This is a genomic window from Dyella sp. 2YAF14, assembly GCF_052114725.1.
In the GTDB taxonomy this organism is placed as follows: domain Bacteria; phylum Pseudomonadota; class Gammaproteobacteria; order Xanthomonadales; family Rhodanobacteraceae; genus Dyella.
The window spans coordinates 46,972-59,554 of record NZ_JBFRFH010000002.1; the positions used below are offsets into that span (position 1 = coordinate 46,972).

The window sequence follows — 12,583 nt, forward strand, 5'->3', positions numbered from 1 at the left end:
ATCTTGATTAGCTCGGCATCGAGCTGATCAAACCGCTCGGATAGCTGGTCTCTCGTTAAGCTCATGCCAAATGCCGCATCGCGTTCATGCAAAACGGCATTGCACCTGAAGCCTTTCGAACTGCTTACACGATCATTGACGCAATGACCCTCTAGCTCGACTGCGATAGGTTCACTCCGAGTCGAATGCAGACGTTAGCTAATCTCATGGAACTCATCAGGGAGCCATAAGAAGCTCGTAGAACTACGCAGCGTCATGCCGTAATTCTTCACTTCGAAAATCTCTCCCGGCTTGACCTACCGGCGATATCGGCTTCGCGTAACCATCGCACGCCCTCTTGGGATTCAAAGGGAGTGCGCCAAGGCATACACTTCGACGAGGTAGTCTGGAGCGTCCTCATGGATATCCCCGAGGCCATCTATCGGCCATCTGTGCTCATCGTGATCGACTCACATCAAGAGCGATCTGCATTGGCCGCGGTACTGACCCCGCTGTACGTGGTGGTGTCTGCAAGCACGGCACGAGAGGCGTGGATGTATTTAGGATCTCGCGATCTACCGGATCTGATTCTGATTGATGAGAATCCTTCGGAAGAAGCGGCCACCCAGTTCTGCCGACAGCTGAAGGGTCGTTCGGAAACACGCGACATTCCGATCATTGTCTTACACGAACAAGCAGGAACGGCAATCGCGCCTTTGACCGCTGCGCTGGACATCAATGATTACTTTTTCAAGCCAATCGAGCCGGCTTCCCTTCTGATTCGCATCGCTCACCAACTCCGCCTCAAATCCGCTGCGGCCTTTATCAAAGACAGAAGGGTCTTCCTTGAGGAAGAAGTCGACCGACATTCAAAAGAGATCAATCTCCTCAAGGAGGTCGCTTTTCTCGCCCTGGCCTCTCTCGCGGAGATTCGAGATTTTGAAACGGAAGAGCACGCCCGACGCACTCAACACTATGTGATGGCGTTAGTGGACGATTTAGCGTCTGACCCAAAGTTCGCGAACGATCTAGGCCTGGAAGAGCGTGAACTTCTCTTCAACGCGGCCCCACTGCACGACATCGGCAAGATTGGGATACCCGATGCTGTTCTCCTCAAAGCCGGTCCGCTCGCCTCGGACGAGCGTGAACTCATGAAGACTCACACCACACTGGGACGTGACGCCATTCAAAAGGCGGAGGATCAACTGGGCATCAGCGTGCCGTTTCTCGGCGTGGTCAAGGAGCTTACCTATAGCCATCACGAACGATGGGATGGTCACGGCTATCCCGAGGGTAGGATGGGTGACGACATCCCTCTGTCAGCTCGCATCATGGCCGTTGCCGATGTCTACGACGCGCTTGTCACGCGGCGCAGCTACAAAGCCCCCATGCCGCATGACCAGGTTGTGGCGTTCATTGTGGGTAGGCGATCTATCGACTTTGATCCCGACATCACGGATGCGTTTGTGCGGCTGCAGGCCAGATTCCTGATGATGTCCAAGCACTTTTCCGACACTGATAGGTCCAGAACTTAGCGATATTAAAGTTGACTGTGGTCGGTAGGATTTTAGGTGCCACTCATGCCCGCTTTCTGCACATAACCACATTCGTCGCAGCTTAAATGGAAAACATACGGAGAGCGACTGTGAATATGGCGCAGAATCGAGGCGTACTAGTCGTCGTCTTTAGTTCACCTTCGGGTCGGGAGCGGATATTTTGATCGAGCTCGACGTCGCCACTGGCTCGCCGCCTTGATATTCGACGTCGAAGATAGCCAGCTGTATGCCCTCCGACGCAAGCGATCATGGTTAGCTACCAACGAGGCATCTCCATCCGCCAGGCGAAGTAGTAAGCCAATGCCGGGGCAACCAGAACTACAACGAACACGATCACCGCAGTACGTCTCTTAGCCGCCATTTGTAGCTCCTCGTCCCGTAGATTTACTAAGACCTCCCTACGTATTAATGCAGTGGGCGTGACAGAGGAATCGCTTCACTATGTCAGGGAATATCACCCATCGCAGGTGGATTATGATCAGCCCCCTGGTTTCCCGCATCGCACGCCATGTTCCCGCACTCGGGCTAATCATCACGGCGACCCTGCTCGCATGGCCGGCACACGCCGATACTCCCGATCCATGGGACGGGAACTGGCACGGCAGTATTACGCCGTATGGATGGCTGCCTGGCGTGTCTGGCGAGACCCGCTTCCAGCTACCCAACAACGGCCCCAGCGTTAGTACCAAATCGGACAACGACCTGTTCAGCACGCTCAGCGGCGCGTTCATGCTCGAGGGCGAACTCCGAAAAGGAGACTGGGGCATGTACGGTGACATCGACTGGGTGAAGTTTAGCGATGAGAAGGGACGTTTCACATCCATCGGCAACGAGCGCATCGGTGGCAACGCCAACCTCGACACGCGCTGGGGCATCAAGGGCGGCATGGTGAATTTTGCCGGCCTCTACACTTTGGCTCACGGTGATCAGGGCTATGCTGATCTGCTGTTCGGTGGGCGCTATCTGTGGTTGAAAGGCAACCTCGACTGGAATTTCAGTGCGACTGGTAACGGCAATCGGCTGGACATCCAGAACAGCGGCCACCTCGACAATCAAACCCACGTGACCGATGCCATCGTCGGCATACGTGGTCGTTGGACCCCCTTCGACAACAGTGGCTGGTATTTCCCTTACTACGTCGACGTAGGCGCGGGCGATTCGGACAATACGTATCAGTTGAACGTCGGCGTGGGCTACGCCTTCCACTGGGGCGACCTGGCGCTTAGCTACCGCGACGTCGAGTATCACGAAAGTGCCGATGAGAAATTCCTGCGCAAAGTACAGCTAAGCGGCCCAAGCTTCAGCTACACGTGGCGTTTCTGATCGCTAGGGGATTCCGGCAAATGGCTGAAAGAGCCTTGGATGTCGCGGCTATGGGCGCCGGGCCTGCCGGCATGAGCGGGCCGTTGGCGGCGCTGCGTGATCTAGGGCCATGCAGGAGCCATCTTCATGCACCGACGCCTCTTAGCCTATCGACTGGAGACCTTACCGCCCCGTTCAAAATGGCGGCATGACCAGCGAGTGCAAAAGACCACGCTTGCCTGTGGCGAGTATTGGACCGGCTATTCAGCATGCTCCGTTGCGTTTCATTTCTATCCCCTGCGCCCATTGCCTCAAGGAGAACGGTGAGGAGCGCTGACGGCTCGAAGCCCAACGCAACCAGCTGATGGAAGACCTGCGAGACCTCGCAGAGAATAATCCCCTACGGCGATACCGATATGACCGAGTCGTCTGAAACGGACAAGGCCATCGTGAAGCTGACTTCGCCATCGTTGCAGGCTGCTCCTGAAGCGCAGCGCAAACATTTGGCATTCAACAGGACGGACGCTCACGCATGTCCAACGCCTCGGCCCAGGAATTTACCGTGCGCAATTACTTGGTACGGATCTATGCCGATCAGATGTTGATGCCGGATGGCGACGGCTGGGTAGGTGCGTGGATCATCTACAGACTGCCACGCTCTCCCTGGGACGACCCTATACGTTTCGGCGATACGGAATTGGTGGCCAGCCAAGCCATTGCCGTAAGCATGGCAAAAGACATCGCAAGTATCGTGGCAGCCGCTCTGTGACATCTTAACTGGCCTACTCCTCTCCCGCGAATTTCACCGGAGAAGGCAGATGGTCACGCACTAGAGGAAAGTCGTCATGTCACAGTCTGGTCGCTCAGCTAACAATGATGGACAGATCCCCGCGCGTTCTATCAACCACCGTACGCGAACATCGTGAGCCCCCAGCTCCAACCGCTTCAGCCACTGCGGCAAAAAGGAGAGGGCTGTGCGCTCCTCTTTCTCAGAATCAAGGCTAGTGCGCTCGCCCGTAACAGTGATGCTATCGTCCGCCTTCAGATTTTGTATATGGGGGCCCGTTTCCACGGACCTCGCGCCACCGAGACAAAAGGTGAGCTACTCCCTTTTATTCTCCAACACGGCGCGAGCTGCCGATTGGGGCCCTCTTCGACTTGGTCAATGGTGACGCTCGCCGGGAGCTCGCCGGACGGATATTGCAGGAGCGCCTCAAGAAGATTGATCGTTAGTCTATTTCTCGATCTGCAGGCAGACGTTATCGGCCTGTCACTCGTTCCATCCGTTGGTTGGACTGACATTCGCGCGCTCGTACGTGCCCCTATGGCGAGGTCCTGGTTCGCCCTCTACACATCCTGGATTGCGTACAAAAAGCCATAACGCGCAGGTCCATCCTGGGTCGGAACCAGACACATCCCCTACTAGTAACAGCGTGCATACACGACGCAAGCAGAACTAGCCAAAAATCAACACTGTGAGTAGCGCTACGGAGCTCGCGCCCGCCACCGCAATGCCCACCCAATAAAACCCGGGGTCTTCTGACCTCCTATAGGTGTGCACCAGAAGAACTACGCTGCCGGACTTGAGCCCCTGAAGCATGCCGATGAACAGCACGAGAAAGATGAAGAAGATGATCCCTTGTTCGCTCATTCTTGCAACTCCATCAGCCCTCTTTTCTCAGCTCCGCTATGGATCGGAAGCAGCCGTGCTTTTCTTAATGATATCGAGCACCGCAGCGGTCATCACGGCCGTGGATAAGCCAAACATCAGGATGCCGTTGGCCGCCTCAATTGGGCCGAGCAGGCGCCAGCCCTTGGTCATGACGATATCGCCATAACCCAACGTGACGTAGTTGACTCCCGAGTGGTACAGCGCAGTGGGGAAATCAGCGAATTCGCCAAGTAGCATGAACAGCCCAGCCCAGATGCTCATCTGAGTGAAATAGGCAAGCGTCAGCAACAGCAAGACCGTGTAAAGCAGCAATACATTGACGCTTGCCGCTTGGTGATCCCGATGGGCATGCTTGAACCGGGCATACTTACGCAGGCTTATGTTGAGGAAGAATGCCTGCAGCAGCAGGCAAATCAACATTACCGGTAGGCCGACCAGAAGATTGAGCAACACAGGCGACATCCTCCGTGTGACGACAGTGACAGACGATGGTACGAGGCATGCCCGGCTGGGTCAGACCTGCTTCGGCACCTCTGATTCGTCACCCTGCGGCTGATCCTCTACCCACTGCCAGAACAACTGGTAACCAACGGCAAGCGCCACGGGACCGATAAACAGGCCGATGATGCCGCCCGTGACCATGCCGCCCAGCGCACCAATCAGCACGACCGGCATCGGCACATCCACACCGCGACCAAGCAACAGGGGCTTGAGCACGTTGTCGGCCAAGCCGGCGACGAACACATAGACCGCGAAGATGATGGTACCCACGCTGGCACCTTCAGTCGCGAACACGTAAGCGATGGCCGGTACTGTGATCAGGGTGGCCGGGAGCTGCATGATGCCTAGCAATAGGACAGCGAGGGCCAGGAGGCCGGCGCCAGGAAGACCGATGAGCACAAAGCCAACGCCGACCAGCAGCATTTGAATGAAGGCAATGCCGATCACACCCTGTGCCACCGCCCGAATGGTTGCGGTGCACAAGCGGGTGATCTGCGGCCCGCGCCCCGGGCTAAAGATACGTGAGGCTATTTTCACAGCGCTGCGATGTCCGCCTTCACCGTAAGCCATGAGTATGCCCGCGATGATCAGTGCAGCAATGAACATCAGAAAGCCCAAGCCGGCATTCGCAAGCTTGCCCAACAAACCAAGGCTGAACTCCTTGAGCTGCGGCGCAAGCTTCTGTGCCAAGCCAGTCAAGTCGGTGGCGGCTTGTAGCCAAAAGCCATACAGCCGCTTCCCAATTAGCGGCCAGCTAGCCACTGACTCGGACGGCGAGGGGACCCGGACCTTGCCTTCCTTGACCACATCAAGCGCCTTTTCGACCGACTCGGTCATCGACGTCCCTAATAAATAGACCGGCACCATCAGGATGACGATCGCCACAAAGATGATCAGAGTCGCGGTGCGGCCATCACGATTGCCTAGTCGAGTCCTCAGCCTGCGCTGCAGCGGATAGAGGGTGATGGCAAGGATCAGCGACCAGAGCATGAGATGGAGGAAGGGGCTGAAGATCTCAAAGCAAAAGATCAGGAGCACAGCGATCAGCCCAGCGCGGATCAAGACATCGAGCGCCCCGCGGGACAGGGCCCTCTCGTACATTGACTTGAGGTACATGAGTTGACACCTGCTTCGACGGAGTTTTAGCTATCCCTGCGGGACTGCGACTTCAACGCTGAACTCGGACCATGCTCGCTAGGTTGTCCACTCGCGTGCGTGTTTAAGCATGAAGTTGGATTGCTCTTTTGGATCGACCTCAAGCCCATATCCACAGGAAAGCAGGGACATGTGGTATCGGTCCAAAGAAAGAATGCCGCCTCTGCCGGCACAACCGGCGTTTCCTAATCAGAAGCTACCCTTGACTTCTGGGCGGTGGTTGGGGATGAGGAAGACGCTCGGCACCATCATCGCCACCAGCGCGACTCGTTGCACGACGTTAGAAGTCATGGCGGTCCTGCCAAACATGATGTGGGCCTTTCCGGATCAAGGAGTCCCAACGGCAAGGACAGGCGCCGCGATTCGCTCGAGATAACGACCGAAAACGCAATATCCCCAAGCACCGTCACGCCATAAATCTTTGCGTTGATGTCGTTCTGCGTAAATAGAACTATTCACGTTCAACGAGCGTGAATGCGCAATACAACACTATATATCCAGCAATTGCTTAAGGGTAAATACGTAGTTAGCCACAATGAAATTGCGAGCGAAATCCGGCGCCGCCTACATTAATGCCTGTCTGACAAGTCCGCCATTCTGACCAGTTTGCTCCAACGCCATCATGCGGCTCCTCACATAACCTTTCGGTCGCAAGAGGGCTAAAGAACAGGGCGGCGCCTCTGCACCGCCCGTTCCCCATCGGACGACGCTCTCGCTGGGGTGAAGTGCGTTTGGGGCGTCATCGTCTGTCCCATTATCAAACCACGATCTGTGGTCGCTGGCTTGGGTAAAAGTACGGTGTCTATTTATCGGTCAGCACCAGGGACTCCAGAAACTGATCGGAAGCTGCGCTGACTTCCCAGGAGGAGGTTTGTACTATCGGTAGTGTCGGCAGTGGATCCGAAGCGGCAATCGTCGATACCCATAGCACGTTAACCTAAGCAGCTCGCGGACGCCGTGCGAGCGGCGACGACAGGTCGCCGGGAGTGTAAGTCGTGTGCGCACCTACACCGAAAGACGGACTGATTGACGTATAGACACGTCATTTGCCACGGCGGAGGATCAGGGTGGTTGTTAGTTTGAGATAGCGTGACAGGTCACGCCGTTGACGAAGAATCAATCCCTCAGCTCAGTCTGAAGAGGTCACCAATGACGATTCTACGTGGCGTGTTCGGCCCCTACACCTACGAAGGCTCGTACACCACAACCAAAACTTCTGCAGTATGGCGCGCAGTGCTATGGCGAGACGGGAAATTTCAGGGGGAAATTGGCGGCGAACTACTAGAGGCCTCGCACGTTGAAGTCCTCGATAGCGCGTTCATCCATGCCTTGGTGCAGAGTCGCATTGCACCCTTACTCTCGCCAAAGCAGTGAAGGTCCGCTATCGCCCGTGACTTCAACCGGTGACCACGAAGGTGCCGGGGGGCCCTTTCGATCCGCTGCCGATTGCGCTTAGCAGTAGCGGCCCCGGTTTGTCCCGCAGAAGTTGTTTTAAGACTACCTAATGATCTAGCGCTCCTTCGTGGTGTTTGTCCTCTGTTGAGCGGCGACGAGGTGTTCAGCCTTGCCGGAGCCTATTTCAACCTGATCGAAGTCCGCAATCCAAGATTCCAATGTGCGAGGCCTCCAGCAATTCGTGGCCACCTTGCCCTCTGAATCTCTCGCCTCGCCAGATTGGTGGGCGCGGCACCGCGAAATACGAGTTGATGTATAGCAGCCTTCGTAAGTGCAGGGGCCGAACACGCCACTCAAGGAACGAAGCGTACGTTTGGAAATCTACCTAGCGTCGCCTGCGTATTTCTGCTGACACCGCCGCGGCTTCGAATGCGTACGCACCGGATCGCATCGAGATTTTCGCGCACGCCAAGGTCCCGGCTTCACATCAGGACAAGGAGCTTACGCTCAAGATTCGGGGCTAAGCGGGCGTGGGCCCGCATGTTGGGAGCGGACATGAAGCACCAATCGAGAATCTGGAATGGCCTGATAATGGGGCTTGTAATCAGCGTCATGGTGTGGCCCCTAGGGGCCGTCGAAATCATCACCAAGCAGGACATCATCAATAACGTGGTCAAGACGAACCAACTGGTTAAGGTTGCCGACAACGCGATTTTCTTGCTCGACACATCGTCATCAACTAACAGCGACTTCGGCGATACGGACAAGCCGGTGGTCCAGGTCATGAAAAACGAGCTCAAGAGCAGGAATGCCTACCTTCCTGATCTTGGCTACGAGATGGGCATCTACATCTATACCGACTGGCAGGAGCTTTATCCCGTGCAGCTGTACAACCGCGAGAAGGTTGATGCGGCGTTGAACAAAATTCCGGATCGCGGCCGTGGCATCACGCCCCTCAACACAGGCCTGAAGAAACTCGAGGGTGTCCTCAAGCCATTAAAGGGCAGAACCGCAGTGTTTGTATTCTGGGATGGTGACTACACCGGCGATAACCCCGCCGACACCGCCAGGAGGCTGGCCAAGGAATACGACGTCTGCTTCTACGTGATAAGCAGCGCTAGGCCGTCAAGGGAAGCCACTCTCACGCAGGATGTCGCCAGCCTCAACGCCTGCTCGCGGGTCATCCCGCTGGCCAGCTTCTTCAACCAGCCCAACTTCATGAGCGGAGCACTGTTCGATGTGAAGGCTACCGAACATGTCGTCACGACCACCGATACCAAGATCGTCGGTGCCAAGGTCGACAACATCAATTTCGCCTTTAATGAAACCGAGCTTGCGGCCAAGGACAAGGCTGAGCTGGATAAGCTGGCGCAGTTCATGAACGACAGGCCCAAGTCATACGTCGTGATCGCCGGGTATACCGACAATGTTGGGACCAGGGATCACAACGAGGGCCTGTCTCGCGGCCGCGCCGAGATGGTCGCGCGCTACCTGAAGGAAAAGCACAGCATCGGCGATAGCAGAATGGTGCTGTTCTGGTACGGGCCCAACAACCCACTCGTGCCCAACGACACCCCTGCAAACCAAGCTAAGAACCGCCGCGTTGAAGTGAACGTGGGGCTTGGGGAAGGATAGTCCTGGCATAGCCTCCGGTTTGCTTTCTATTAGAAAGGCTCGCGTGGAGATCATCCGCGCGAGCTTTTTCGTAGCCGGGGCCGTCGAACCATACTTCGGTCGCAGCCAGAACCGGACCACCCGCGACGCTGGAAAGGAGCGCAGGCGGATTTCGTTGCTTGAACATCTGCCCCAGGCCATGCCCAAACGCACCATGCCGCATAAGTTCACTGGTCCCGCGATCATTGGTGGAGTTGGGCACCGTCAGCACGCAGATAACCGGTGCAAATGCGCCACCGCATCCATCTTCCCACGTCTTCGCCGATGCCTAATCGTTATGGCCCACGATGCCCAAGCCGGCGTGAAGCTTCCATGCATCGGACTTTGCTGCAGTGGTGCAGGAATGTCTCCTCTAAGCCGGGAGCTGACGCCACTAACTCCTCACTGGTCACTCGGTCCGGGAGGCAACCCTATAGCCAAAACACAATGGTGACTGACATGCAGTCATCCCGGCGTTTCGCCGGCAATCCTGCTCCGTCGGCAACCCTTCCACAAAGACCTCGACCGGCGGGCTGTACGTTTCGAGAGATGGCCATTCCCCCAGCTATCTCAGGTTTGTGTGAGCCCTTCGGTGACGCCTTGACTGGCCTACGCCTCCGCGCGAAGCTCTCCGCCGACGTGGAATGTTGGCACGCAAAAGGGGACGTCGTCATGTCGCAGTTCCGAGTCACGTTTGATGGTGCGGATTGCCTTGTTTCCATCACTGATATCCCAGATGGTGTGAGCTGGCGCGCACGCATCATGCGTAACGGCTGCATTAGTCGCGAAGTAACGGGAGTCTGTCCGGACACGGGTTCTCCGCGCTCTGAAATCCCGCCGCGTGTCGAGCAAGAGGTGCGCGAGGCTGTGGCGTGGTTGGACGGACGGCGAACAACGCGCCCGAAGTAGATCCGCGTCGCTGTGACAGCCATCTATTCAACCGTCTGGATGAGGATTTGACGCATGATTACTCACCAGCTAACCGATAGTGCAAAGAGAGCTCTTCGCCTTTTTGCCGACAGGGCGGCGGAGCGGTTGGGAAATCCGATAGTCCCGACAGAGGATCTCGCCGCCGTTACTGCGGCTGGCCTGCTTGTCGAGGTCCTCGGAGGATGGAAGGCCACCGAAGCGAGTTGTGCGCTCGGCTTGAGTTACGACTGACGGACGGGCGGGCCGCGGACGCGCTGCACAAACTTTGGTCCCCTTTCGGCTCGCGCCGGCCTAGGCGATGCCACTCTACGTATTTGATTTTAAACATAAATACAGACTATGTGCTCACATCTGAGCCAAAGTTTGTGCCAGTAGATACCCATGCGCACAAACTTTGGCTCACAAAACCGCACAGACTTTGCGGTTCAGAACACGAAGCCGGTCGCCCAGGCGCGCTTCTGTCAGCGCCCGATGCTCGTCGCGGTCGGCTCCACTCCTCGCCAACCTATTTGAACAGGGCCATGAGTGCCTTCGCGCCGGCCGTCGAAGAGGCAGGGTTCTGACCGGTGACGAGGCGACCGTCGGTGACGGCGAACACTTCCCAGTTGGCCTTCTTCTCGAAAGTGGCGCCGAGCTTCAACAGCTCGTCTTCGACCAGGAAGGGAACGACGTGGGTGAGCTGGACTTCTTCTTCTTCGCCGTTGGTGAAGCCAGTGACGTGCTTGCCCTTCACCAGTGGCTCGCCCTTGTGTTTGACGTGCCTCAACACGCCGGGAGCGTGGCATACAAAGGCAATGGGTTTGCCGCTGTCGTAAAACGATTCGATCAACTTGATCGAGACCGGATCTTCGGCGAGATCCCACATGGGACCGTGGCCACCCGGATAGAACACGGTGTCGAAGTCCTTCGAAGACACGGAGTCGAGGCGTGCGGTGTTGGACAAGACCTTCTGTGCCACCTTGTCTTCCTTGAAACGGGTCTGCGCAGGAGTCTGATTGCTCGGGTCATCGCTCTTGGGATCGATGGGTGGCTGCCCGCCCTTGGGTGATACGACCGTCACCGATACGCCGGCATCGGTAAAAACGTAATACGGCGCCGCAAATTCTTCGAGCCAGAAGCCGGTCTTCCTTCCCGTGTTTCCGAGTATGTCGTGTGAGGTGAGTACCATCAGTATCTTCATGCCGTAACCCCTCGTTAGATGCGACCAGGACCTGTCATCTCGCCCGATGGAATGCCTCCCGCTTCAGGCGACCACGCTCGATGGATCGATGGTTCGGTTCTCTGTCCGCGAAGATTGCCCCGGCTTTGCAAAGGGGTCTATCAAGCTTTGGTATCAGTTTTCCGCCACCGGACTTCTCAACCCTTGCATCGCAAGATCTGACATGCGTGCCACGTGCGCACGCCCAAGCGTCCTGATGGATGGATCGACGTGATGGCAAGAACGTCGCCAGCAGGTGCATGAGACTCAGCGCTGAAAACACGATGCTGTCGCCGTGTACCCTATCGACGCTTTCGCACCTTTCCCCATCCCCGCCTGAAGCACTGTTACCTATGAGCAAACCTTTCGCCCCCCTCGATTCCGAGCACGGCGCAGCCGTCTACTCAGATCGCGTATTGAAGATTTATGACCGCTGGGTCCTGGGCTTCTCGAACAACTATGCGTGGAAGTGTCCAACGGACGCCGTGCTGTTGCCTTTTTTCCAGCAACACCTGAGCTCCAACCATCTCGATGTGGGCGTCGGTTCGGGCTACTACCTGGCGCATAGCGCGGACAAGCCCGGGCAGAAAGTCACCTTGCTGGATCTCAATGACAACAGCTTGAAGGCTGCAGCGTCGCGCATCGCGAACTTGCAGCCAACGCTGGTGCGCGATGACGTATTGCAGCCCAGCGGTGCGCTCGGCGACAGGACGTTCGATTCGATTTCCCTGTTCTATCTCCTGCATTGCCTGCCGGGCACGATGACCGACAAGGCGCGCAAGGTGTTTTCCACGCTTGGTACTCACCTGACCCCGGGCGGCGAGCTGTATGGCGCGACCATCCTCGGCGATGAGGCCAACCACAACTGGCTGGGGCGCCGCCTCATGGGGCTTTACAACCGCAAGGGCATCTTTGGAAACCGCCACGACACGCTGGCAAGTTTGCAGTCGGCACTCAGCGAATATTTCGCCAAGGTCACTGTATGGCAGGTTGGAAAGGTGGCGCTGTTCAGGGCTGAGATGCCGCTGACTTAAAAGGGGAGCACGCCAATCCGTGCTCCGGCAGGGCCCCATGGGCTAGCGCGAGACCGCTTCCACGGCGGCGCGTACCCAACGGCGGCGCAAGTCGGTGACTCGCGACAACCAGCTCTTGCGCATCACATGCAGCTCTTCGATCGATGGCGCGTGTCGATACGCGCCTCGTCGAAAAGGTCGGAAGAAATATCCGAATCGCGTGACGGCG

9 protein-coding genes are annotated in these 12,583 nt (G+C 56.9%); 5 read left to right on the forward strand and 4 right to left on the reverse strand.

Annotated elements, in window-relative coordinates:
• Window positions 1–398 precede the first annotated feature (398 nt).
• The 3 genes from AB4Y82_RS04880 to AB4Y82_RS04890 all read left to right on the forward strand — a co-directional run bounded on the left by AB4Y82_RS04880 (window position 399) and on the right by AB4Y82_RS04890 (window position 3,606).
• Window positions 399–1,514 carry an HD domain-containing phosphohydrolase gene (locus AB4Y82_RS04880; protein WP_441611140.1) on the forward strand — a complete coding sequence of 372 codons (1,116 nt, stop codon included), beginning with the start codon at window positions 399–401 and terminating at the stop codon, window positions 1,512–1,514.
• A 495-nt stretch (window positions 1,515–2,009) separates the two neighbouring features.
• Window positions 2,010–2,858, forward strand: coding sequence for a hypothetical protein (locus AB4Y82_RS04885; protein WP_441601739.1), 849 nt, complete (start codon window positions 2,010–2,012; stop codon window positions 2,856–2,858).
• A gap of 511 nt (window positions 2,859–3,369) precedes the next feature.
• Entirely contained in the window at window positions 3,370–3,606 is a 237-nt protein-coding gene (locus AB4Y82_RS04890; RefSeq protein WP_441601740.1) for a hypothetical protein, read from the forward strand.
• A 687-nt stretch (window positions 3,607–4,293) separates the two neighbouring features.
• On the opposite strand, the gene AB4Y82_RS04895 is transcribed toward AB4Y82_RS04890, so the two are convergent.
• The 3 genes from AB4Y82_RS04895 to AB4Y82_RS04905 are packed head-to-tail and all read right to left on the reverse strand — an operon-like array spanning window position 4,294 to window position 6,126.
• Window positions 4,294–4,488, reverse strand: a complete 195-nt coding sequence (locus AB4Y82_RS04895; RefSeq protein WP_441601741.1) for a hypothetical protein — start codon at window positions 4,486–4,488, stop codon at window positions 4,294–4,296.
• Between the two features lie 36 nt (window positions 4,489–4,524).
• Entirely contained in the window at window positions 4,525–4,962 is a 438-nt protein-coding gene (locus AB4Y82_RS04900; RefSeq protein WP_441601742.1) for an ion channel, read from the reverse strand.
• 60 nt (window positions 4,963–5,022) lie between these two features.
• Complete coding sequence (locus AB4Y82_RS04905; RefSeq protein WP_441601743.1) at window positions 5,023–6,126, reverse strand: AI-2E family transporter; 1,104 nt, start codon at window positions 6,124–6,126, stop codon at window positions 5,023–5,025.
• Window positions 6,127–8,115: 1,989 nt separating this feature from the next.
• On the opposite strand from AB4Y82_RS04905, the gene AB4Y82_RS04910 reads away from it, so the two are divergent.
• A complete protein-coding gene (locus AB4Y82_RS04910) occupies window positions 8,116–9,195 on the forward strand; it encodes an OmpA family protein (RefSeq protein WP_441601744.1) in 1,080 nt (359 codons plus the stop codon).
• Window positions 9,196–10,648: 1,453 nt separating this feature from the next.
• Here the strand turns inward: AB4Y82_RS04910 and AB4Y82_RS04915 are convergent.
• Window positions 10,649–11,323, reverse strand: a complete 675-nt coding sequence (locus AB4Y82_RS04915; RefSeq protein WP_441601745.1) for a type 1 glutamine amidotransferase domain-containing protein — start codon at window positions 11,321–11,323, stop codon at window positions 10,649–10,651.
• A gap of 278 nt (window positions 11,324–11,601) precedes the next feature.
• Here AB4Y82_RS04915 and AB4Y82_RS04920 point away from each other — a divergent pair, with 278 nt between their 5' ends.
• Window positions 11,602–12,375 (forward strand): class I SAM-dependent methyltransferase, encoded by a 774-nt coding sequence (locus AB4Y82_RS04920; protein WP_441611141.1) that lies wholly within the window; start codon window positions 11,602–11,604, stop codon window positions 12,373–12,375.
• The last annotated feature ends 208 nt before the right edge of the window (window positions 12,376–12,583 follow it).

What these genes read in the sequence shown, in the direction of transcription:
- AB4Y82_RS04880 (WP_441611140.1), top strand. Translation starts at nt 399, where the DNA reads ATGGATATCCCCGAGGCCATCTATCGGCCATCTGTGCTCATCGTGATC.
- AB4Y82_RS04885 (WP_441601739.1), top strand. Translation starts at nt 2,010, where the DNA reads ATGATCAGCCCCCTGGTTTCCCGCATCGCACGCCATGTTCCCGCACTC.
- AB4Y82_RS04890 (WP_441601740.1), top strand. Translation starts at nt 3,370, where the DNA reads ATGTCCAACGCCTCGGCCCAGGAATTTACCGTGCGCAATTACTTGGTA.
- AB4Y82_RS04895 (WP_441601741.1), bottom strand. Translation starts at nt 4,488, where the DNA reads ATGAGCGAACAAGGGATCATCTTCTTCATCTTTCTCGTGCTGTTCATC.
- AB4Y82_RS04905 (WP_441601743.1), bottom strand. Translation starts at nt 6,126, where the DNA reads ATGTACCTCAAGTCAATGTACGAGAGGGCCCTGTCCCGCGGGGCGCTC.
- AB4Y82_RS04910 (WP_441601744.1), top strand. Translation starts at nt 8,116, where the DNA reads ATGAAGCACCAATCGAGAATCTGGAATGGCCTGATAATGGGGCTTGTA.
- AB4Y82_RS04915 (WP_441601745.1), bottom strand. Translation starts at nt 11,323, where the DNA reads ATGAAGATACTGATGGTACTCACCTCACACGACATACTCGGAAACACG.
- AB4Y82_RS04920 (WP_441611141.1), top strand. Translation starts at nt 11,602, where the DNA reads ATGAGACTCAGCGCTGAAAACACGATGCTGTCGCCGTGTACCCTATCG.